The following is a 22098-nucleotide window of genomic DNA, read 5'->3' on the forward strand; positions in this document are numbered from 1 at the left end:
TTGCGACGCTAGGCCCGCCGATCCAGGGTCAGCGGCATTTCGATGACTACCCGCGTTCCCCCCTCGTCACCGGGCAGCCAGCGGATTTCCCCAGACAGCTCGCTGGTCACCAGGGTGCGCACGATCTGCAGGCCGAGACCTTCACGGCGCTCCCCTTCCGGCAGCCCGTGGCCGTCGTCCTCGATGGTCACCCTGAGCCAGTCCTTGGAGTCGGTGCCGAGATAGCGTTCGGCGATCAGTGCCACCTGTCCGTCGCGGTTGGCCAAGCCGTGCTCCACGGCATTGGTCACCAGTTCATTAATCACCAACGACAGCGGGGTGGCCAAGTCGGCGTCGAGCATGCCGAACTCCCCTTCGCGGCACGTGGAGATCTTCTGCCCCGGCGAAGCGATTTCAACGATCAGGCGGAACTGGCGGTCCATCAGGTCGTCAAACTTCACGGTTTCGTTCAGTCCCTTGGACAGGAAGTCGTGGACCGAAGCAATCGTGGATACCCGGCGCATGGCCTGTTCCAGACCCTGCTTGCCTTCGTCCGAGCTCATGCGCCGCGACTGCATGCGCAACAGCGCCGCCACGGTCTGCAGGTTGTTCTTCACCCGGTGGTGGATCTCGCGAATGGTCGCGTCCTTGGTCACCAGCTCCTTTTCACGCCGGCGCAGTTCCGAGACGTCCCGGCACAGGACCAGTGCGCCCCAGCGCTTGGATTCATCGCGCAGCGGGATAGCGCGCAGGGAGAGGGTGACGCCGCGGTACTCGACTTCAGTGCGCCACGGCATCTTGCCCTGGAGGACCAATGGGAGGGTTTCATCGACCACACGGCGGTCGCGAACCAGCGCCATGGTCAGGTCGGCCAGCGGCTGGCCCTGCAGCACGTCGGCGGCGCCGAGGCGGCGGAAAGCCGAGACCGCGTTGGGGCTGGCGAATTCCACCGTCCCTTCCACACTCAAGCGGATGAAGCCGTCGCCCACGCGGGGCGCACCGCGGCGCGAGCCGGTGGGGCTGGCGAAGTCGGGCCACAGCCCCTTGGTGCCCATGGCCAGCAAGTCGTCTGCGCTTTGCCGGTAGACGAGCTCCAAGTTCGAGGGGGTGCGCGACTGGTTGCGGTCGAAGTGCGAGGTGATCACCGCGACGGTCCGGTTCTGGCGAACCAGCGGGACAGCCTGAACGGTGGTCAGTCCAGGAATCAAATCGGCGCCGGGATGCTCGGCCGAACGCTGGATGGTTCGGCTGTCCCAGGCGCGGTCCACCATGATGCGCAGATCCTTGCGGATGCGCTCACCGACGAAGTCGGTGTGGAAGGTCGTGTGCGAGGTGGACGGGCGCACATGCGCCAAGGCGACATAGGATCCATCGCCGGTGGGGAACCAGAGCACCAGGTCTGCGAACGCGAGGTCCGCGACCAGCTGCCAATCCCCCACCAGCAGGTGGAGCCAGTCCTCATCACCGGGGCCGAGGTCGGCTTTTCGACGTAGATCTTCGGTGATGAGGGCCATTAGGGGTGATTACCTCCGGACGATGGAACGCAGCAGGCGAAGGGCCACGGACAGCGATGCCATGTCATCGCGTTCCAGGCTGTTCACTTCAGCGAACATTGCCTTCGCACGATCCAGATTAGCCGCGTTTGCCTCTTCCCACGCCGCAACACGCTCTGCCACGTCGGTGATCTGGCCCGAGGATTCCAGAACGTCGTTGGTCAGGTCGATGATCGTGCTGTACAGGTCGTCTCGCATGGCCGCGCGGGCCAGCGCCTGCCAGCGGTCGGAACGCGGCAGGTTGGTGATGCGGTTCAGCAGCGTGTCGACATTGAACAGGTTGTAGAGCATGAAGTAGGTCTGCGAGACCTTCTCCACGTCCTCCTGGGTGCGGTGCACCAGATCCGCCACGTCCAGCAGCGCGAAGGATTCGAACTGCGAGGCCCACATGCTGGCGCGGCGTTCGCCGATGCCGTTGGCCAACGCATCCGCATGCCACTGCTGGAAACGTTCCTGGTCGTCGCCGCGCAGCAGCTGCGGCAGCTCTTCGCGCAGCTGGGTCACGATCGACTCGTAGCGCTCCACCGCCTGGCCGACCAGCAGTTCCTGGTCGACGCGGTTGATGAACCAGCGGGTGGCCCGGTCCAGCAGGCGGCGCATGTCGTGGTGCTGGCGTCCCCAGTAGTCCACGTCGGTGCCGGCAGGCTGGGAGTTGATCGCGTCGAATTGAGCGTCGAAGCGGTAGACCTCGCGCAGGGCGCAGAAGACCTTGGCAATGTGCACTTCGCTGGCGCTGGTTTCCTCCATCGCGCGGAACACATAGGTGATGCCGCCGATGTTCACCATGTCGTTGGCGATCACCGTGGCGATGATCTCCTTGCGCAGCGGATGGGACTGCAGCTGGTCTCCGAATCGCTCCACCAGGTGCTCCGGGAAGTACCGGCGCATGGTCTGCGCGAAGTATGGGTCATCGGCCAGGTCGGATTCGGACAAGGCGTGGGCCAGCTGGATCTTCGCGTAGGCGGCCAGCACCGACAGCTCCGGTGCGGTCATGACGCCGCCGGCGGCACGGCGCGCTTCCAGCTCCTCGGAGCTGGGCAGGAACTCCAGTTCCCGGTTCAGGTCCGCGTGCACCTCGAGCCACTGCATCAGACGCTCGTAGGCCGGAGCCCAGGTCTGCGCGGCATGCTTTTCGTTCAGCAGCAGCACGTTCTGGTTGAAGTTGGTCTGCAACACCAGGTCGCCCACGTTGTCGGTCATCGACAGCAGGAATTCCTTGCGCTCGGCTGGATCGATGTTGCCGGCCTTGATCTGGCGGTCAACGAAGATCTTGATGTTCACCTCGCGGTCGGAGGTGTCCACGCCGGCCGAGTTGTCAATGGCGTCGGTGTTCAGGATGACCCCGTTCAGCGCCGCCTCGATGCGGCCCAGCTGGGTCATGCCCAAGTTGCCGCCTTCGCCGACGACCTTCACCCGCAGATCCGCACCGTCCACGCGGATCGAGTCGTTGGCGCGGTCGCCGACCTGGCCGTGGCTCTCCGCGGAGGACTTCACGTAGGTGCCGATGCCGCCGTTGTACAGCAGGTCGACCGGGGCCGAAAGGATGGCCTTAAGCAGCTCGTTCGGCGACATGGCCGTGACCGAGGCGTCCAGACCCAGGACCTCGCGGACCTCCGGGCTGACCGGCACCGACTTCAAGCTGCGCGAGTAGACGCCGCCGCCGGCGGAGATCAGCTCGCGGTTGTAGTCCGCCCAGCTGGAACGCGGCAGGTGGTAGAGGCGCTCGCGCTCCTCGAAGGCTGCTTCCGGGTTCGGGGTCGGGTCCAGAAAGATGTCTCGGTGGTCGAATGCGGCGACCAGCTTGATCGTCTTGGTGCGTCGCAGGCCGTTGCCGAACACGTCACCGGACATGTCGCCCACGCCCACCGCGGTGAACTCCTGGGTCTGGGTGTCGATGCCCAGCTCGAAGAAGTGGCGCTTGACCGATTCCCAGGCGCCGCGGGCGGTGATGCCCATGCCCTTGTGGTCGTAGCCTACCGAGCCGCCGGACGCGAAGGCGTCGCCCAGCCAGTGGCCCTTTTCCTCGGAGATCTCGTTCGCGGTGTCGGAGAAGCTCGCGGTTCCCTTGTCGGCGGCGACCACCAGGTAGGTATCGTCCCCGTCTCGGCGCACCACGTTCGGCGGGGCCACGACGTGCTCGCCGTTCTCGTCGGACACCAGGTTGTCGGTCAGCTCCAGCAGGGTGCGGATGAAAACGCGGTACGCGCCCTTGCCTTCCTCCATCCAGGCGCCGCGGTCAACGGCCGGGTTGGGCAGCTGCTTGGCGTAGAAGCCGCCCTTCGCGCCGGTCGGCACGATCACGGAGTTCTTCACCATCTGCGCCTTGACCAGCCCCAGCACCTCGGTGCGGAAATCCTCTCGGCGATCCGACCAGCGCAGGCCGCCGCGGGCGACGGCGCCGAAGCGGAAGTGGGTTCCTTCAACACGCGGCGAGTAGACCCACAGCTCGTGCTTCGGACGCGGGAACGGAGCGAAGTCGATTTCCTCCGGAGCCAGCTTGAAGGCCAGCGCCTGCTGGTTCTCGGCGTAGTAATTGGTGCGCTTGGTGGCCTCGATGACCTTGACGAAACGGCGCAGCAGGGTGTCGGCGTCCAGCGTCGGCACGGCCTCTAGGGCTTCGGTGATCTTCTCATGGGCGGAGGCGCGCAGCGCCTGCGACTGCTCGGCGCTCAGCTTCGGGTCGAAGGTGGCGTGGAACAGTTCCACGATGCCGTGGGTGACTGCGGCGTTGCTGACCAAGGCGTTGGCGATGAAGCCGGTCGAGTTCGGCACACCCAGCTGCAGCAGGTAGTGGGCGTAGCCGCGCAGCATCGCGACTTCCTGCCAGTCCAGGCCTTCGCGCAGCACCAGGGCGTTGAGGCTGTCGGATTCGGCGTCGTTGCGGACCACCGCGGCGTAGGCGGCGGCCAGCTTGTCCTGGATGGCGGAGAAGTCGACGGACTCGTCGACCTTCAGGCCCATGTCGTAGATGAAGCGCTGGCCGATGCCCTCCGGGTTCAGCTCGTACGGGCGCTCGTCAACGACGTCCAGGCCGAGGTCCTGCAGCACCGGCAGGATGCGCGAAAGCAGCAGCGGGCGGTCGACGTAGATCTTCATGCGCTTGGTGACCAGCGCGTCTTCGTCGTCGGTCTTCGGGTCGTAGAAGGAGACGACCGGGCCGGCGGCGGCCGCAGGCTCCTGCAGCTCGGCGAGCAGCTCGATGTCGTTCAGCGCGTCGCCGATTTCGAACTGGACCTTGTAGGAGGCGGGGAAGGCCTCGGCCCAGGTGTTGGACAGCTGGTTGGCCACGCCGGCTTCCAGGCTGTCGCGGGCGGCGTCGACGATGGCGTCGGACCAGGAGCGCACTGCCATGGCGATGCGGTTCTCCAGGGCCTTGCGGTCGACGACCGGGGCCAGGCCGTGGCGCTGCAGGCGCAGGCGGTAGAACAGGCGCACCAGCGCGCCGGAACCCAGCTGGGCCTCGTATTCCACGGAGTCGGCGTTGAAGGAGGTCTGCAGTTCATGCTCCACGCGGTGGCGGACCATGGTGGAAAAGCGGTCGCGCGGAATGTAGACCATGGCGGTGACGAAGCGGCCGTAGTCGTCGGTGCGGATGAATACCGAGGTGCGGCGGCGCTCCTGCAGGCGCAGGATGCCCAGGGCGGTGGAGGTCAGGTCTTCCACGGAGATTTGGAACATCTCATCGCGCGGGTAGGTCTCCAGGATGGTGGTGATGTCCTTGCCCGAATGCGAGTTGCGGGCGAATCCGGTATTCTTCAGCACGGCCTTGACCTTTTCGCGCACGACCGGGACGGACTTCACGCTGGAGGTGTACATGCTGGAGGAGAACAGGCCGATAAAGCGGCGTTCGCCGTTGACCTCGCCGTTGGCGTCGAAGCTCTTGACGCCCACGTAGTCCAGGTAGACGCCGCGGTGCACGGTCGAGCGGGCATTGGCCTTGGTGACGATCAGCGCGCGCTTGTCGCGGGCGGTGATGCGGCCTCGCTTGGTCAGGTGCTGCGGGCCCTGGTTTTCCAGTTCGCGCATCAGGCCCAGGCCGGTGCCGGGGCGGGCCACCAGGACGTCTTCGCCGTTCACGGTGTCCAGGTCGTATTCGCGGTAGCCCAGGAAGGTGAACTTGTCGTCAGCCATCCAGTTCAGCAGCTCCACGGCTTGCTCCAGCTCGGCGATCTGGCCGGCGTTGGTGGTCTGCGGCAGGCTCTCGGCGATGGCCTTGGCCTGGTCCAGCATGGCCGGCCAGTCCTTCACGGCGACGCGCACGTCACCCAGGACGTGGTAGAGGTCGGTGATGATGGCTTCGGCCTGCTCGTCGCTCAGCTCGCGGGCAAGCTCCACCGAGATCCACGATTCGATCTTGGTCAGCGAGTCGGAGGAGACCAATGTGCTCAAATCCGACAGCGCAGCGGTGTCGCCGCTGGCCATGTGCTGGGTGCCGGTGTGGCGTAGGTTCTGGATCTGGCCGTTGGCGCGGTCGCGGGAAACCACGAAGGTCGGGTGGACCACAAGCTGGATGGGTGCTTCTCGTTTGACGAGCGCCGCGGTGACCGAGTCCACCAGGAACGGCATGTCGTCGGTGACGATGTTGACCACCGAGATGCCCGCATTGCGGGTGATGGCGACGTTGGCGTGATCAGCTTCGCGCTGATAGCCGATTTCCAGATGGGCGGCAACACGCGATTCGAGTTCGTTGGGCCTGTAGGCCGCAACATCCTCTTTCGCGATCTGGCCGTAGTACTCGCTCACCAGGGTTGGGGTGAGAGTCTCCTCCATGAATGATTCAGTCATGCTGGAATCCGACGAGTTCAAGTGAACGCCTCCAAGAACGGTTCGATTGGTCCGCGCCTTTGCGGACCCGTAGTTTTACCCACATTACATGTTTCCAGCGCTTCGGGCTCACAGGTTCTTTGCCAATCGACGAGTCTTCCCCTTAGCCGGGGAATCCGAAGATTTAATGCCAGCCAACGACCGGATTTCTGAACGTAATGAACTTTTGGGAGCTATTTCCACTAATGGGCTTCCAGCCAAGATTGCAGCATGGCAAATTGGGTTGTCATTGGGCAGAAACCCAACGACGGGGTGCGTTGGTCCAAAACGCTCCCAGGCCTCCAGAATACGGCGCTTGGGTCCGTGTCCGGAATTACCCGAGGATACTTTGTTGAAGATGATTTTCACCTCGATTCCCGGGACTTTTTCCTCGAGTTCGTCAATGGCCCGCAATGCCCGGGGAATGCCCAGGCTGTCGGCGGCGACCACCATAAAAACTTCATCGGCGCACTGCAGCATTTCCACGGTGACCGCGTTGCGCTGGGGCGCCTGGGTGTCGAAGCTGAGTTGCTCGTCCAGCTCGATGTAGGGCGCCACGTCGAGCACCACCAGATCATGGTGGGCGCGAAGGGTCAGCGCGGCCCTGCGCAGGGCCGCGGCACGGACCTCGGGCCAGCGGCTGGCCCGAGGGATGCCGGTGGCGACCATCAGCGTGGATTCTGCGACCTCGACGGCCAGGCAGGCGGAGCGGAGGCGGGCCGGGTCGCGGGAGCCTGAGTCGACCACACGGCACATCTGGGCGATCGAGGCCGATTCGTCCATCAGGCCGAGCTGGATTGCCAGGGAGGCGGCATAGGTGTCGGCGTCCAGGAGCACCACAGAGAGCCCGGCCACCGCGGCTTCGACCGCGTAGTTCAGCGCGACGGTGCTGCGCCCCGGGGAGCCCGGGGAGCCCCAGAAGCAGACGATGCTGCCCTCGCGTCCCGCTCCGCTGCCCTGAGCTGTCGTGGATCCGGGTTCCCGCTCCGTTGCCTCCTGGCCAAGGCCGACCAGTGCCTGGGTGATGAGCGCTTCAAGCTCGACCATGCCGACGGTGTCCTGGATTTCCACAAGTCCCGGGACGGCGGCGGTGCGCTCGGGTTTCGGATCCAGCAGCGCAACCATGGTGCGCTGTACGGTCAGCTGGTCGACTTGCTCCATCGGCGGCATGAGAGCCCGCTCGGAAACCAGCAAGACATCGACCGCACCGGCGGTGCAGGCAGCGATGGCCTCCGCCGCGTCGTCGCAGACCCTGACCACGATCAGCTCTCCGCGATACCCCTCGATCTGGCGCACCAGATGCTCGTCGCGCCCGAGCACCACTACCGAAATGCTCATTGCTGCCCGCCTGCAGGGTTGTAGATCACGGTGATCCGCGCATCGTTGGCCAGAGCCTGCAGGAAAGCCTCCAGCTTGTCGGATTCAACCAGCAGCTCCAGGTTCGTTCCGTTGTTACCGACCAGCCCGCCGGCGTGGGCGACGCGGGCCGAGACCTCGACCATTACCGCCAGCTGTTCGGGCACGCCGTAGCTGGTGCCGCCTGCTTCGCGCCGGGCGACCCAGACATCCACGAAGCTTCCAGGCGTAATCGCATCGCTCAGGTCTGCCGGCAGCTCCAGGTTCACTGGGCGGCGCGAACCGAGCTCGCTGCTGGTGATCGATGACAGCGGGATGAGCTCGCCGGCGCCGATGAAGGTGTTGGCCCGCGCATTGCCCAGATCCAGGGTGTCTTCTTCCAGGTACTTGGCCAGCGAATCGCCGAGCTGGACTTCCTGCGGCTTGAGGTTGCGGCTGGTGAGCTGCTCGCCCAGGGTGATATTCGCACCGGCCACGTACACGGTGGTCGTTTCGTTCATGCCGCGCACCAGGTAGACCGTGCCGATGACCGATGCGGTCACCAGCACCGCGCCGAGAGCCAACCGGGGATCCTTCCAGCTGGGCCGCTTGATCCTCGCCGCGGCGGCAGGATGGGACTCGTTCGCACGTCGTTCTGCTGGCACGGCACGCACCTCCAACACATGGATATATGTGAGCCGAGCCTACGACAAGTTGGTGGAGCGCGAAAGGCCGAAGTTGAAAACTGTGGATTAGTAACCCCGGGGAATCGAGATCCACCCGATGGCGGCAAGAGGCACGATCGAATGTTCAGTAATGCTGGATTCCCGGGGGAACTCGTCTCGCGGATGGGCGGCGATCACCAAGAAGTCCTGGCCGATTTGGGTGGGTGTGCCTTCGGCCAGCAGCTCGCCATGCCCGTCGTGGATCCGCATCCGACTCCGGTCTCGCAGCAGCCCGCGCAATAGAGCCGGCAGCTTGACGGGCGAGGGCTCGGGTCTTGGCAGGGCTGTGGGCCTTGACGAGCGGGGCACGGTGATCCGCCGGATGGCTCGCAGGGTGACGAGCAGGTTGGAGGCCTCGGCGTCCACGCAGAGGTAGTCCTCCCCCATCGGCCCTACCGTACCCACTGCTTCGACAGAGCCTGGCAGCTGCAGCTGCACGGTGCGACCGGTCAACGCCCTGAGTTTTCCCGCCAGGTTTTCGGTAGCGCGTTCAATGCGGATGTTTTCGGCGACCTCGTCGCGGAATTGCGCCTCAAGCTGCGCTTGAAGCTGTGATTCGAGGTCCTCGAAAAGTGAATCCCAACGCATGTGCCCACTGTACGAGCGAAAACTTGTTGGCGAAACCCTCTTCACAAAATAGATCCAAGCTGTCATCATGTGAGTCAAACTTCATCAAATCGCGTCAAATGAGATGAAAAGAGTTCTAACTATGGATGGCTTGCGACGAATGATTCTCCTGACGCTGCTGGCGTTGGGGAGCGGCATCATCCTGGCAGGACTTGCGTTCTGGATCTGGCAAGAACGCCCGGTCTTCGATTCCGCGAACCCGGGTCCAGGCACCGTCGCCCTCCCCGCGCTCTACGCCGCGGCGCTTTTCCTAGGGCTCTACACCCTGCGCACCGTCACGGCCCGCGCCATCACCTGGGCCGCGGCCCGGCAGCATCAACGCACCCTGCGGCTGTTGCAACGGGTGGCCCCTCGGCTGGCGCGCAGCGTGCTGGGCACGGCCTTGGGCGCGTCGCTGACGTTGTCCTCCACGGCTGTTGCCGCCGCTTGGGCAGCTCCGGATCCCGCCCAACACGCCCTCGCGGCCTCGCAGTCCGCGGCGTCGTCAGGCGCGCGCACCAGCATGACCTCCGAGCCAGGCACCCCCGTTGACCGACTGCCCTCGCCGCGCTGGTCCGCCGAACCCGTCAATGTGCCCATGGCCCGGATCGTCGGCGGGCAGAAGCAATCCTCTGAGCCGCCCCGGGACGCGCGGCAGGAGGTGGTGGTCGCCGAGGGGCAGACGCTGTGGAGCATCGCCGCGCACATGCTCGGTCGGCAGGCGACCATCGCGGAAATCTCCGCCTTGTGGCCCCGCATCTACGAGCTGAACCGCACGGTCATCGGCGCGGACCCGGACCTGCTCCAGGTCGGAGCGGTTCTCGTGCTTCCACCCCTGCAGTGAACCGGGCGGCGCATCCTGCCGCCGCACGTCATCCAGCACACAACGAGGAGTCCCCCATGAGCATCGATACTGGCTTCCAGGACCTGGCGTACACGGTCAGGGAAAGCGAAGCACGCAGAGAAGTCCTGAACCAGCACAAGAGTTCCCGCGGCCGCTGCCAGCTGCCGTTGGCGTCAGCCGAAGGCAGAACCCCTTCAGCCATCGCGGTGCCGATGGACCACATTTTCCACCGCGGTCCCGGCTTTCCTCGCGAACGAATCGACGTGGTCAGGCTCTCGCATGCGGTGTCCCGAGCGGTCTTCGAGATCATTGCCGGCTATCGCACGGTCTCTCAACTGAACTTCGTGATGAACCCGGACTGCATCCGCAAGCTCCGGGACCAGGCGCTCATCGAGACCGACGGCTACAAGACCGCCCCTGAACCGGGCACCAGCCATGGGCAGGTGCAGTCCATGCGGCTGCGCAGCACCCTGGGCGGCGGATGGGAATGTACGGTGATCCTGGGCTTTAAATACCGCGTCCGCGCCGTGGCTCTTCGTGTAGAGCCATGGCACGGACGGTGGCAGGTCACAAGCGTGGAAATGCTTTAGCGCCTGTTCTTGGTCTTCTTCTTGTTGGCCTTCTTCTCCGACTTGCCTTCGGCTTTGGCGGCCTGGGCACGGGTCGTGCTCGCATGGCCTTCCTCATCTGGGCCGGTGAACTGCAGGTTCGTCGGCTGGTTCGCCGGCTCCCCCTGCGCTTGGCTGGATTCCTCGGAACCGCTCGGGATCTCCAGGTTGAACAGGGTGCCGATGCTTTCCTCGCGGATGGATTCCATCATGGTCAGGAACATGGTGTAGCCCTCGCGCTGGTATTCAACCAGCGGATCGCGCTGAGCCATCGCCCGCAGGCCGATGCCTTCCTTGAGGTAGTCCATCTCGTACAGGTGTTCCTGCCACTTGCGGCCGATGGTCGACAGCACCACGCGGCGCTCCAGATCGCGCATGACCCCGGAGCCCACGCGATTCTCGCGCAGCTCGTACTGGTACTGCGCGTCGGAGAGGATCTCGCGTTCAAGGAACTGGGCGGAGAGGCGGCCCAGGCCGCCGGCTTCTTCGATGACCTCGGTCATGGTGATGCCGATCGGGTACAGCTGCTTCAGGTTGGTCCACAGCTGCTTCAGATCCCAGTCGTCCGCGTCGCCGACCTGGGTGGCCTCGGTGACCATGGCCTTCACGACGTCTTCCAGGAAGTGGCCGACCTTCTCTTGGAGGTCGTCTCCTTCCAGGATGGCGCGGCGGTCGGTGTAGATGGCCTCGCGCTGGCGGTTCATGACGTCGTCGTACTTCAGCACGTTCTTGCGCTGCTCGGCGTTGACGCCTTCCACCTGGGCCTGCGCGGATTCGATGGCGCGGGATACGATCTTGGATTCCAGGGCCACATCATCGGGCATCGACGGGTTGTTCATGATGCGCTCGGCCATGCCGGAGTTGAAGCGGCGCATCAGGTCGTCGGTCATCGACAGGTAGAAACGGGATTCGCCCGGGTCGCCCTGGCGACCGGCACGGCCGCGCAGCTGGTTGTCGATGCGGCGCGATTCGTGGCGTTCGGTGCCCAGCACGTACAGGCCGCCGAGCTTGGTGACTTCCTCGGCTTCCGCGGCAACGGTCTTCTTGGCCGCTTCGAAGACGTCGTCCCACTGCTTGTTGTATTCGTCGGCGTGGTTTTCCGGATCCAGGCCGCGGCGTTCCATTTCCGCCACCGCGAGGAATTCGGCGTTGCCGCCGAGCATGATGTCGGTACCGCGGCCGGCCATGTTGGTCGAGACGGTCACGGCGTTCTTGCGGCCGGCCATGGCGACCACGGCGGCTTCACGAGCGTGCTGCTTGGCGTTGAGCACTTCGTGGCGGATGCCCTTCTTGGCCAGCAGCCGGGAGAGGTATTCGCTCTTCTCCACGCTGGTGGTGCCCACGAGGATCGGCTGGCCGGTCTTGTGGCGCTCTTCGATGTCTTCGACAACCGCGTTGAACTTGGAAATCTCGTTCTTGTAGATCAGATCCGGCTGGTCCTGGCGGATCGCCGGCTTGTTGGTCGGGATCTCCACGACGCCAAGCTTGTAGGTTCCGTAGAACTCCGCGGCTTCGGTCTGGGCGGTACCGGTCATGCCCGAGATCTTCTCGTACATGCGGAAGTAGTTCTGCAAGGTGACGGTGGCGAGGGTCTGGTTCTCGGCCTTGATTTCCACGCTTTCCTTGGCCTCGATGGCCTGGTGCATGCCTTCGGAGTAGCGGCGACCCTGCAGCGCACGGCCGGTGTGCTCGTCGACGATCATGACTTCGCCGTTGACCACAACGTAGTCCTTGTCCTTCTTGAACAGCTCCTTGGCCTTGATGGCGTTGTTCAGGAAGCCGATCAGCGGGGTGTTGTTGGACTCGTAGAGGTTGTCGATGCCCAGGTAGTCTTCGACCTTCTCGATGCCGCTCTCAAGCACGCCGATGGTGCGCTTCTTTTCGTCGACCTCGTAGTCGTCCTCGCGGGTCAGTCGGGCCACGATCTTGGAGAACTCGACATACCAGCGGTTCACGTCGCCCGAGGCCTGCCCGGAGATGATCAGCGGGGTACGGGCTTCGTCGATGAGAATCGAGTCGACCTCATCGACGATAACGAAGTGGTGGCCGCGCTGGACGAGCTCGTCCTTGCTCCAGGCCATGTTGTCGCGCAGGTAGTCGAAACCGAATTCGTTGTTGGTTCCGTACGTGATGTCGGCGGCGTACTGCTTGCGGCGGGTGGCCGGATCCATGTTCGCCAGGATGCAGCCGCAACTCAGACCAAGGAAGCGGAATACGCGGCCCATCAGGTCGGACTGGTACTGCGCGAGGAAGTCGTTGGTGGTCACCACGTGCACACCCTTGCCGGTCAGGGCATTGAGGTAGGCCGGTGCGGTCGCGACCAAGGTCTTGCCTTCACCGGTGCGCATTTCGGCGATATTGCCCATATGCAGCGCAGCGCCGCCCATGAGCTGGACGTCGAAGTGGCGCATGCCCAGCACGCGGTCCGCGGCTTCGCGCACGACGGCGAATGCTTCGGGAAGCAGGGCGTCCAGCGATTCACCATCTGCCAGTCGGGCCCGGAACTTTTCGGTCTCCCGCTGGAGTTCTTCATCCGAAAGTTCGCGAATCTCGTCTTCCAACGTATTGATCGTGTCGGCGTACTTACGAAGGACCTTGAGGGTCTTCTTGTCGCCGGTACGCAAAATACGTTCTAGCAATGATGCCACGTGGTAGCTCCCAATATCTCAAGCACAGTAAATCTGGCGTAATTAGTCTACGTGAGGAAAACGTCGTCAAACGCTATTTCGATAGTCTCTGCGGTGTTCTTATGGTGAACGGCAACGCACCAAACAGGCAGTTCACAGTCAACGTTCAACCGCGGCCAACCCGAGCCACCGCGCCATTCGCCCCAGTTCGCGATCCAGCTCGCCCGAAACTTCCGGGCAAACTCCGGGTTCGTAATGCACCGACTTGGCTTGCAGCACCCCGTTTTTCCGGTCGGCTTTCAGATCCACCCTGCCAACGAAGTCCTCGCCGTAGAGCATCGGAAAAACGTAGTACCCGTAGCGCCGCTTGGCCTGCGGAACATAGATTTCCACCCGGTATTCGAAGCCGAAGAAGCGCTCCAGCCTGCGCCTGTTGAAGACCATCGAATCGAAGGGCGAGAGCAGGCGCAGATCGGGTTGGACGCTGCGCGGAATGACGGTTCCGGGCAGCTGGTAACAGTTTTCGGCGAGGCCGGCGACCTCAACTTGCTCAATCAGCCGCTCTGCGGCCAGTTCGCGCAGCAGTCCGGCGACCTGGGTGGCGGGCAGCCGGAAGTATTCGGCGATGCAGTGGGCGGTGCCCACGCCCAGTGCGCGCGTCGCCCGCAGCACCAGCCGGCGAAGGGCGGACCGCTTGTCGCCCGGGACAGCAGCCCGTTGCAGGTCGATCACGTCCTCGGCCAGCGCGAAGCGGCGTTCGAACTGGCTGCTGCGGCCCAGCGCAAGGATCCGGCCCTGGGCAAACAGCGCTTCGGTGACGAACTTCGTATCGTTCCAGTTCCAGCCCCAGTGCTGCTTCTCCCCGACCGGCTGGATGTCCAGCGCGGCGCTGAGCTCGCGGGCGGTGGTGCCCGGATGCGTGGCGAGATAGGACAGCACGTTGTCGGTCAGTTCGCGGTGCTCACTGGTGAACAGGTCCGAACGGTCGATCCAGCCGCGCCGCTGCCAGGTGATCAGGTCCGCGACGAGCTCGCTGCGCACATAGCTGGCTTCGTGCGCCCAGTATTCGGTCATCGGGCCGCGTTTGCGCGCCACCAAACTGTCCAGCGCACCGATGTCGTAGGCACCAAGCCGCGCGAAAAGCGGCATGTAGTGGGCTCGTTGGACAACGTTGATCGAATCGATCTGCAGCTGGGCGATGGACTCCAGCGTCGAGTTCATCCGCCGGAGAGTCACGGGCTTGTCCGGGCGGGCCCGGGACAAGCCTTGGGCGGCCAGCGCAACCCGTCGAGCCTGTGACAGGCTCAGGGTGCGCCGACCGCCCTTGTTTGCTGGATCGCTAATGGCTAACCCTCGGTCGCCATTGCCTTGTCGCGGTAGCCGCGAGTCTCGGTGGTCGACTCGGTTTCGTCACTGAGCGAAGCATCCAGGGTGATGACACCGTACTGGTATTGGGTGCGGCCGTAGACCACGGAGTGCTCGCCGGTGGCTTCATCGACGAAGAGGTAGAACGGGTGCCCCACCAGCTCCATGCGGTCCACTGCGTCGTCAACGCTCATGACTTCGGCAGGGAAGGACTTCCGGCGGATCACGACCGGCGAGTACTCGGCGTTCGCTTCAGCTTCTTCCGCTTCGGCGGCGGCCTGGGCTGCGAGAGTTTCCTCAACGAGGGACTTGTCCGTCGGAACAACCGGCAGCGCGCTGGTGGCCTGATGGACTGCCACCGGGGCATGGTTTCCGCGATGCACCTTGCGCTTGTCGCGGGCCTTGCGCAGACGCTCAAGCAGCTTGGCGAATGCGACATCAAAGGCTGCAAACTTGTCAGCCCCACGGGCTTCTGCACGGATTGCCGGTCCTCGACCGACAACCGTCAGTTCCACGGACAGTGCGGTGCTCTGGTCACGGGCGTGAGTTTCCTTGACGACCTTGACGTCAATGCGCTGGATCTTGGTGGCCAGCTGGTCGACCTTGGTGATTTTCTCATCAACATACTCCCGGAAACGGTCCGAGATGGTGATGTTGCGTCCGCTGTAGTTCAGCTCCATGGTGTCCTCCAAAATTGAGTCGGGTGACACAACAGTTCGGAAGTTTGATCTCTTCGAACTGAAGATGGGCTTCGCTGCATCTGTGTGATGCAACCCATACTTCACCTTAGGCCACGGCGGCCCAGATTCAAGTACCGAACGCGGACATTTCCTATCGCGGTCAGCGTAATTGTCCACCCCGGTCATCGCCCGGCGGTCGAGTGAGTGCCAGCACTACCCCTCCGAGCACGTCGTATCCCGCGTTATTACAGGTAATTGCGGCATTTTGCAGGGTGGAACCGGTGGTCATCACGTCATCGACAAGCAGGATCGGCTGTTGGCGAACACGCGGGATCTCGGCAATCAGCTGCGCGTGCTGCCCGCGCCGGTCCGAGCCGGATTTGCTCTTCTGGGCCCCGCTGAACACCTGGCCCATCCGGTAGTGCAGCACCGGTGACAGTTCCAGCCCTGCGTCGAGCAGTCCGAGGCGCTCGGCCGACTGGAGCATGGCTTCCACCGGCCGGTATCCCCTGCGCGCAATCGCCTTCAGCGAGGTGGGCATGGGAACGACCAGTGTGCGCCGGGCGCGGGACTGCGGAACAAGCGAGGCATTCAGGGCGGCGGCGAGGTAGGGCGAAAACAGCTCTTTCAGGAAATACCGCTGGTGGTCCTTGTAGGACAGGATGGCTCGGGCCAGCTCGTTGCCGTAGACGCCGCAAGCCGCCACGGGGATCTGTCCGGCCAGCGCCGGCAGTTCAAGGTAGCGGCTCTGGCTGTCGGGAAGCGGCGGGAGGCAGAGCTGGCGGCGCACCGCGCCGCGGCAGGTGGGGCACAGCCTGTCATCGGCCCTGCCGCAGACCGCACAGCTGGCAGGCAGCAGGAAGTTGCAAGTTTCGCGCAGTGCAAAGCGCACCCATTGCGGAACCCGCTGGCCATACAGCTGGTCCAGGTCCCGCAGGATTTCCCGGTCGTTGGAGCCCATGCTCCAGGATGGGCGCGGCCGCGGCATGGCCGCCGGCGCTGGACGCCGATTGTGGATGCCGCGGTGCGCTCCGGTCAGCCCGGGTAGGAGATGTCCTTGGCGTAGTCGTCCAGCACATGCCAGGAGTTGCCCACCAGGCTGAACAGCTGGTCCTGGGATTCGGCGTAGACTTCCCGCTGCTTTCCGGTGCCGGCGGCGATGCCCACCATGCCCAGCAGCACCTGCAGGTGCTTGCTGCCACCTTGGAAGGTGATCTGCTCGGCCAGCACCGGCTCGGTAAGGCTCAGCTCGGCGACGATGATCGAACGATCGGATTCCCAGACCGCGGTGTTCACCGGGACGTCGGGGTAGATCTTCATCGGCGTCTTGCTCAGGCCTCGCGGCACCCCGTCGGAATCGCGGATCACTCCGGAGACGTACACGGTGGTTGCCGAGTCCTTGGTGGCGACGATCAGCGCCCGGGCCCCGTCGCGGGAAATGCGCAGCGAGCTGACGCTGGAGCCTTCCAGCCACGGCACGCTGATCGTGCGGGCTTCGCCCTTGCCCGCGATGCTGTCGGGCACCGCGCGCAGCGGGTTCTTGTCGTGGTTGTCCGCCGTCCAGGTCCAGCCGGCCAAGTCCATGGACGGCTGGATCAGTGATTCGCCTTCAAGGCCCAGGTCCAGCGAGCCGTCCTCGCCGATGGTCCACAGCTGCTTGAGCGATCCGTTCAGGAAGGCGTAGCGGTTGCCGATGGGCGACATGGCGGGTTCGCGCGGATTGTAGCGCGAGATATCCGGCAGCCCGCCGACGGGGATGACCGAGAGCCCCTTGACGTAGACCAGCGACTTGTCCGCGATGCCGATCAGCGTATCAGGGGTGCTGGGGTCCACCTGCGCCGGCTCGATGGTGATGCTCTGGTCGGCCAGCGTGATCTCGGTTTCCTCCTGCAGCATCTGCACTTTCGTCACGCTGCTCAAGGGGATCAAGGTGGCTTCCAGCTGCTGGTCCATGAGCAGCAGCATCTGGTCGGTGGCGTCCTGGAAGGTCGCCTTGCTCAGGTCGACGGTCGCGGTGCCGTCGCGCACCGGGACCGCGGAGCGCACCAGGGATCCGGCGGAGCTGAAAGCGGAGACCACGGCATTTTCCAGGTACGGCGCTGGGCCCTCCAGCAGCGCTTCGACCATCGAGGTTGCGGTGCCGCTGCCGGTGGCGAACCAGCGGATGTCAGGCACCAGATAGCGGTAGGTGGCGTTGTAGAAGTACAGGGTCTGGGCGGAGAAGATCTTGTTGAAGGTGGAGGCTTCCAGCATCACGCCGTTGGGCGCGTCGGAGATGCGCCACTGGTCGTCGACCTTGGACACGGCGACGTCCACCGCGCGGGTTGAATGGTCGGGGTACATGGTGCGCACGCCCTGGGCATCCACCGCCCCGATGATCTCCAGCTGGATCGTGTACTGGTTGGTCTCGGCGCCGTTGACCACGTTGACAGCCTCGTAGATCAGCGTGCTGGTGTCCCCGCGCCACTGCCGGCTCAGCTCCGGGGTGAGGAACTCGCGGGCGACTGCGTAGTCCTCCGCCACCGAACGGCCGGCGGCCACGAAACCGTCGACGATCGCTCTAGCATCCGCGCCGTCGGCGGGCCCGTCCGCGGCGTAGCTGTAGGACTCCGACTCGGAGTCCTCCGAATGGGCCTCGATCTGCTTGACCGGGGAGGAGCGCGGGATGGAGGCGCAGCCGGTGGCGGTGAGCGCCACTCCCAGCAGCATGGTCAGCAGCGAAATCAGCGTGCGTCGCATTATTTCTCCTCCGACGAGGCGGGCGGAATCGGCGCGCCCGGATCGGCGATGTCGTCGTCCAGATCGTCGTCCTCGGGCAGCACCAGCGGGGTGTAGCCGATCTTGGGGACTTCGCCGGTCAGCGGGAAGCTGTCACCCTGCGGCTCGTCCAGGGTCTGCACGGCGGCCGGTTCCAGCGGCAGCGGCGAGGAGTCGATGGTGTCCGCGGCGGTGCGCGGCAGGGTGACGCGGAAGACCGAGCCGATGCCCAGTTCGCCCCAGGCCTCCAGCCGGCCCTCGTGCAGCCTGATGTCCTCCATCGCGATGGACAGGCCCAGGCCCGAGCCTCCGGTGGTGCGGGCGCGAGCCGGGTCGGCGCGCCAGAAGCGGTCGAAGACGTGCTTGCAGGATTCCTCGGACATGCCGATGCCGTAGTCGCGCACGGTGACCGCCACGGCTGATTCGTTGGCGCCGATGGTCACGTCGATCGGCTGCGCCTCGCCGTGCTCCACCGCGTTGAGCACCAGGTTGCGGATGACGCGTTCCAGGCGGCGCGGGTCGACTTCCGCCACGCATCCCTCGGGCGGGGAGTTCAGCCGGATGACGGTGCCGTATTCGTCGGCCACCGGGGTGGCGGTGACGATGACCTTCCCGACAATCACGTTCAGGTCGGTGGATTCGCGGTCCAGCACTGCCACGCCGGCGTCGAAGCGGGAGACCTCCAGCAGGTCGTTGAGCAGGTTCTGGAAGCGCTCGATCTGGTTGTACATCAGCTCGGCGGAGCGCGCGGTCAGCGGGTCGAAGTTCTCGCGGGCGTCGTGGATCAGCTCGGCGGCCATGCGCACGGTGGTCAGCGGGGTGCGCAGCTCGTGGGAGACGTCGGAGACGAAACGCTGCTGCATGGCCGAGAGGTTGTTCAGGGCGGTGATCTGCTCCTGCAGGGAGGCGGCCATGTGGTTGAAGGCGGTGCCCAGGCGCGCCACCTCGTCGCGGCCGGAGACCTTCATGCGGCGGTCCAGATCGCCGGCGGCGATGCGCTCGGACACGTAGGCGGCGTCGGCCACCGGGCGCACCACGGTGCGGGCCACGGACCAGGCGACGAAGCCGACCACTGCCAGCAGCACCAGCCCGGTGAAGGTCATGGCGCGGTTGATGAAGGCCAGGGTGTCCTGCACGCTGGACAGGTCGTAGACCAGGTAGAGGCCGTATTCTCGGCCCGGCGGGATCAGCACCTTGGTTCCGATGATCAGCCCGGGATACTGGTCGCCCTCGACGCCCAGCTCGATGGAACGCCAGTAGATGCCCTGTTCCCCCGCCACGGATTCGGCGAGGTCCTCGGGCACCACGCGGGTAGTCAGCGAACCGGAGGCCATGGGGCCGACGTAGAGGTTCTCGTCCCCGGCGATGGGCATCAGCACGAAGTCTCGGATGACGGTGGCGCCGTCGCCCTCCAGGGTGGCCAAGGTGGAGTTCACCAGGGCCTGGGTGGAGGCGCGGTCGGTGGTGGCGGCGGATTCGAGGATGGAGCGCGCCTGCGTCAGGCCGCGCTCGGATTCCTTCTCGATCTGGTTGAAGCGTTCCTGGAACAGCGTGGAGGCGATCTGGTTGGAGAGGAACGCGCCGGCGGCCAGCAGCGCCAGCGAGGTGAACAGCAGCGTGGAGATCACTGTGCGGAACAGCAGATGGCGCTGCCAGCGGTTGCGCACCGCTTCCACGGGACGGCGGATCCAGTGCTTCAGCCGGTAGAACCGCGGGGCCTGGGGAATGCCATGGACACGCACATCGACCGGGACAAGTTCTTTTCCGGTCGGCGCGTGCGTGTTCAACTTGCCGATCCAGCCTTGTATCCGACACCGCGCACGGTCTGGATGATCTGCGGCTTCTCGGGGTCGACCTCGATCTTGGAGCGCAGGCGCTGCACGTGCACGTTCACCAGCCGGGTATCGGCCGCGTGTCGGTAGCCCCAGACCGCTTCGAGCAGCTGCTCGCGGCTGAAGACCTGCCACGGCTTGCGCGCCATGGTCACCAGCAGGTCGAATTCCAGCGGGGTCAGCGACACCACGGTGCCGCCGCGGGTCACCCGGTGGCCGGCCACGTCGATGGCGACCTCGCCGACCTGCAGGGTCTCGGCCGCATGGGTTTCGTTCGGGCGCAGGCGGGCGCGCACGCGGGCCACCAGCTCGGCTGGCTTGAAGGGCTTGGGGACGTAGTCGTCCGCGCCGGACTCCAGGCCGCGGACCACGTCGGCGGTGTCCGACTTGGCGGTGAGCATGACCACCGGGACGTCGGATTCGGCGCGGATCTGCTTGCAGACCTCGATTCCGTCGATGCCCGGAAGCATCAGGTCCAGCAGCACCAGGTCGGGGTTTGACTCGCGGAAGGCTTCCAGCGCCCCGGAACCGTCATAGCAGAAGGAGGCCTCGAAGCCGTCGTTCTGCAGGACGATGCCGATCATTTCCGACAATGCCTCGTCATCGTCGACAACAAGAATTCGTGCCTTCATCCAATTTCCCCCTGAAATGCTAGGACAGCCGCGGGCGGCCTGCCGGCAGGGGCAGGACTGCACGGCCCCGCCCAACCGGCTGGTCACCAGTGCGCAGCTAAGCTACCGCCATTGTTTCTAAGATACATGACCAGCCCCCGATTCAGCCGGTTGACTGGCGCAAAGCCCCGCCATTGGAGGCAGATCCCCCAGCTAGGCGTCGACCCGGGTCTGTTCCAGGGCTTGGGCGTAGCCGGTCAGGTGCCCCAGGCAGTCCACGACCTCGGCCGCGCTGCTGGAGGCGAAGGAACCGGCGGGCATCAGCGTCAGGGCCGAAAGGCTGGACAGCGGCAGGCCCAACTGCCGCCAGGGGCGCAGGATGGTTTTCACGCCCTGCACCACACCCGGGGCGCGGCCGCCGGGCTGCAGCAGCTGCAGGAACAGCTGGGCGCCGGTTTCGACCAGGCCCGCAGCGCGTTCCCAATGCCGGTGGCCCATCGCGGCCGGGTCCAGCAGCCATCCGTCGATGCCCGCCTGGTGCAGCAGGTCGACCCGCTCGATCCACGAGACGTCGGCCGCGGGAAGGTTCACCGTCACGCGCAGCGGCGAGGGGTCCTGCCCGCCGGACAGCACGGCCAGGAAGCCGGAATAGCTGGTGCGCACCTCGCTGCGCGGGATGGAGCGCAAGGTGCGGTAGCCGCTGGCGGTGGGCACGGTGCCGTCCAGTGCGGCGGGAAGCTGCGGCTCGTCGAGCTGCAGGGTGAACCCGGTAATGCCGGTGGCGCGGGTGATCCGATCCAGGTGCTCGCGCACCCCGTGGGCGTAGGCCTCGATGACGTCGCGCCGCGCCCCGTGGTCGGACAGCACCTTTTCGCCGCTGGCCAGGTGCAGGCCGGCGGCAAGGCTCCAGGGCCCGAGCACATCGACCAGCAGCCGGGTCGGGCGCTTCTTCTCGGCACCTGCCACGTCGGCCAGCAGGTTCTCATCGCTGCGCAGCAGGCTGCGGGCGCGCCGGGCATCCATGCCATCGGGCACCCCGATGCGCCAGCCGTGCGGCTGCAGATCGAAACCCAGCTCGGCGGCCATGGTGGCGCTGCGGCCCAGGGCGTCGGCTCCGACGCCGCGGTCAGGCAGCTGCGGCAGCACGGCGAGGTTCGGTTCGCCCAGCTCCCCGCGGATGACCCGGTGGATCTCCAGCGGATCGGTGCCCGGGAACTGGCAGAAGGAGGTGACGTGCACATCCTGGCGGCGTGCCGGAACGGCCGAGAGGTCCTGCGTTTCAGGCATCGGCGGCGGGGCCCCGGTGGTTGTCGGAGATGTGCTGGTGGTGGCGGATGACCTCGGAAATGATGAAATTCATGAATTTCTCGGCGAATTCCGGATCCAGGTGCGCCTCGTGGGCCAGCCGGCGCAAGCGCTCGATCTGGGCCTTTTCCCGGTTGGGGTCGCTGGCGGGCAGCTGATGCGTGGCCTTCAGGTGGCCCACGCGCTGGGTCGCCTTGAAGCGTTCGGCCAGCAGGTAAACCAGCTGGGCGTCGAAGTTGTCGATGCTCCCGCGGATCGCATACAGCTCGTCCAGCACCTCCTGCTGGACTTCGCCCTGCAGGGAACTCGCGTGCGGGTCGAAGGCGTTCTTCTCTTCGGTCAGGTTCGGCTCGCTCATGATTTTCAGTTTACGTGGTCACCGAGCGCTTCACCCAGAAGGTGACGTCGGACACCGGCGAACGCCGAACGCCCGCGCAGCGCACGCTCCCGGGACGGGGAGGCGCGCTG

16 protein-coding genes are annotated in these 22098 nt (G+C 65.2%); 2 read left to right on the forward strand and 14 right to left on the reverse strand.

What is annotated here, in order from left to right:
• Nucleotides 1–8: 8 nt before the first annotated feature.
• From ACTX90_RS11190 to ACTX90_RS11210, 5 genes are all read right to left on the reverse strand, one after another.
• Complete coding sequence (locus ACTX90_RS11190; protein ID WP_047119499.1) at nucleotides 9–1493, reverse strand: sensor histidine kinase; 1485 nt, start codon at nucleotides 1491–1493, stop codon at nucleotides 9–11.
• Between the two features lie 9 nt (nucleotides 1494–1502).
• A complete protein-coding gene (locus ACTX90_RS11195; protein WP_443442085.1) occupies nucleotides 1503–6317 on the reverse strand; it encodes an NAD-glutamate dehydrogenase in 4815 nt (1604 codons plus the stop codon).
• 108 nt (nucleotides 6318–6425) lie between these two features.
• A complete protein-coding gene (locus ACTX90_RS11200; protein WP_047119500.1) occupies nucleotides 6426–7673 on the reverse strand; it encodes a CpaE/TadZ family protein in 1248 nt (415 codons plus the stop codon).
• Nucleotides 7670–8335, reverse strand: coding sequence for a CpaB family protein (locus ACTX90_RS11205; RefSeq protein ID WP_146955835.1), 666 nt, complete (start codon nucleotides 8333–8335; stop codon nucleotides 7670–7672). Before ACTX90_RS11205 ends, ACTX90_RS11200 begins: the two co-directional genes overlap by 4 nt.
• 87 nt (nucleotides 8336–8422) lie before the next feature.
• Nucleotides 8423–8983 (reverse strand): hypothetical protein, encoded by a 561-nt coding sequence (locus ACTX90_RS11210; protein WP_152666857.1) that lies wholly within the window; start codon nucleotides 8981–8983, stop codon nucleotides 8423–8425.
• A 139-nt stretch (nucleotides 8984–9122) separates the two neighbouring features.
• Here ACTX90_RS11210 and ACTX90_RS11215 point away from each other — a divergent pair, with 139 nt between their 5' ends.
• Together ACTX90_RS11215 and ACTX90_RS11220 are read left to right on the forward strand one after the other, a co-directional pair.
• Nucleotides 9123–9845 carry a LysM peptidoglycan-binding domain-containing protein gene (locus ACTX90_RS11215; protein ID WP_052772407.1) on the forward strand — a complete coding sequence of 241 codons (723 nt, stop codon included), beginning with the start codon at nucleotides 9123–9125 and terminating at the stop codon, nucleotides 9843–9845.
• Between the two features lie 56 nt (nucleotides 9846–9901).
• Nucleotides 9902–10435: an Rv3235 family protein gene (locus ACTX90_RS11220; protein ID WP_047119503.1), complete on the forward strand. Its 534-nt coding sequence runs from the start codon at nucleotides 9902–9904 to the stop codon at nucleotides 10433–10435.
• On the opposite strand, the gene secA is transcribed toward ACTX90_RS11220, so the two are convergent.
• The 9 genes from secA to ACTX90_RS11265 form a co-directional block, all read right to left on the reverse strand.
• Nucleotides 10432–13101 (reverse strand): preprotein translocase subunit SecA, encoded by a 2670-nt coding sequence (secA, locus tag ACTX90_RS11225; protein ID WP_053798409.1) that lies wholly within the window; start codon nucleotides 13099–13101, stop codon nucleotides 10432–10434. The genes ACTX90_RS11220 and secA overlap by 4 nt on opposite strands.
• A gap of 138 nt (nucleotides 13102–13239) precedes the next feature.
• On the reverse strand, nucleotides 13240–14301 hold the full coding sequence (locus ACTX90_RS11230; RefSeq protein ID WP_443442086.1) for a winged helix-turn-helix domain-containing protein: 1062 nt from the start codon (nucleotides 14299–14301) through the stop codon (nucleotides 13240–13242).
• 125 nt (nucleotides 14302–14426) lie between these two features.
• Nucleotides 14427–15125 (reverse strand): ribosome hibernation-promoting factor, HPF/YfiA family, encoded by a 699-nt coding sequence (hpf, locus tag ACTX90_RS11235; protein WP_047119506.1) that lies wholly within the window; start codon nucleotides 15123–15125, stop codon nucleotides 14427–14429.
• 160 nt (nucleotides 15126–15285) lie between these two features.
• Nucleotides 15286–16086, reverse strand: coding sequence for a ComF family protein (locus ACTX90_RS11240; protein WP_047119507.1), 801 nt, complete (start codon nucleotides 16084–16086; stop codon nucleotides 15286–15288).
• Nucleotides 16087–16160: 74 nt separating this feature from the next.
• Entirely contained in the window at nucleotides 16161–17864 is a 1704-nt protein-coding gene (locus ACTX90_RS11245; protein WP_443442087.1) for an LpqB family beta-propeller domain-containing protein, read from the reverse strand.
• The gene (mtrB, locus tag ACTX90_RS11250; protein WP_053798411.1) at nucleotides 17864–19669 is read right to left on the reverse strand and encodes an MtrAB system histidine kinase MtrB; all 1806 of its coding nucleotides are present in this window, start codon (nucleotides 19667–19669) and stop codon (nucleotides 17864–17866) included. The genes ACTX90_RS11245 and mtrB overlap by 1 nt, the downstream gene beginning before the upstream one ends.
• On the reverse strand, nucleotides 19666–20346 hold the full coding sequence (mtrA, locus tag ACTX90_RS11255; protein WP_047119509.1) for an MtrAB system response regulator MtrA: 681 nt from the start codon (nucleotides 20344–20346) through the stop codon (nucleotides 19666–19668). Before mtrA ends, mtrB begins: the two co-directional genes overlap by 4 nt.
• Nucleotides 20347–20538: 192 nt before the next feature.
• On the reverse strand, nucleotides 20539–21612 hold the full coding sequence (locus ACTX90_RS11260; protein ID WP_047119510.1) for a uroporphyrinogen decarboxylase/cobalamine-independent methonine synthase family protein: 1074 nt from the start codon (nucleotides 21610–21612) through the stop codon (nucleotides 20539–20541).
• On the reverse strand, nucleotides 21605–21988 hold the full coding sequence (locus ACTX90_RS11265) for a chorismate mutase (protein WP_047119511.1): 384 nt from the start codon (nucleotides 21986–21988) through the stop codon (nucleotides 21605–21607). Before ACTX90_RS11265 ends, ACTX90_RS11260 begins: the two co-directional genes overlap by 8 nt.
• Nucleotides 21989–22098 lie beyond the last annotated feature (110 nt).

Source organism: Glutamicibacter soli (genome assembly GCF_052322135.1).
Taxonomy (GTDB): domain Bacteria; phylum Actinomycetota; class Actinomycetes; order Actinomycetales; family Micrococcaceae; genus Glutamicibacter; species Glutamicibacter soli.

What these genes read in the sequence shown, in the direction of transcription:
- ACTX90_RS11260 (WP_047119510.1), bottom strand. Translation starts at nt 21,612, where the DNA reads ATGCCTGAAACGCAGGACCTCTCGGCCGTTCCGGCACGCCGCCAGGAT.
- ACTX90_RS11215 (WP_052772407.1), top strand. Translation starts at nt 9,123, where the DNA reads ATGATTCTCCTGACGCTGCTGGCGTTGGGGAGCGGCATCATCCTGGCA.
- hpf (WP_047119506.1), bottom strand. Translation starts at nt 15,125, where the DNA reads ATGGAGCTGAACTACAGCGGACGCAACATCACCATCTCGGACCGTTTC.
- ACTX90_RS11190 (WP_047119499.1), bottom strand. Translation starts at nt 1,493, where the DNA reads ATGGCCCTCATCACCGAAGATCTACGTCGAAAAGCCGACCTCGGCCCC.
- ACTX90_RS11200 (WP_047119500.1), bottom strand. Translation starts at nt 7,673, where the DNA reads ATGAGCATTTCGGTAGTGGTGCTCGGGCGCGACGAGCATCTGGTGCGC.
- ACTX90_RS11195 (WP_443442085.1), bottom strand. Translation starts at nt 6,317, where the DNA reads ATGACTGAATCATTCATGGAGGAGACTCTCACCCCAACCCTGGTGAGC.
- ACTX90_RS11210 (WP_152666857.1), bottom strand. Translation starts at nt 8,983, where the DNA reads ATGCGTTGGGATTCACTTTTCGAGGACCTCGAATCACAGCTTCAAGCG.
- ACTX90_RS11245 (WP_443442087.1), bottom strand. Translation starts at nt 17,864, where the DNA reads ATGCGACGCACGCTGATTTCGCTGCTGACCATGCTGCTGGGAGTGGCG.
- ACTX90_RS11240 (WP_047119507.1), bottom strand. Translation starts at nt 16,086, where the DNA reads ATGGGCTCCAACGACCGGGAAATCCTGCGGGACCTGGACCAGCTGTAT.
- mtrA (WP_047119509.1), bottom strand. Translation starts at nt 20,346, where the DNA reads ATGAAGGCACGAATTCTTGTTGTCGACGATGACGAGGCATTGTCGGAA.
- ACTX90_RS11265 (WP_047119511.1), bottom strand. Translation starts at nt 21,988, where the DNA reads ATGAGCGAGCCGAACCTGACCGAAGAGAAGAACGCCTTCGACCCGCAC.
- ACTX90_RS11230 (WP_443442086.1), bottom strand. Translation starts at nt 14,301, where the DNA reads ATGAACTCGACGCTGGAGTCCATCGCCCAGCTGCAGATCGATTCGATC.
- ACTX90_RS11220 (WP_047119503.1), top strand. Translation starts at nt 9,902, where the DNA reads ATGAGCATCGATACTGGCTTCCAGGACCTGGCGTACACGGTCAGGGAA.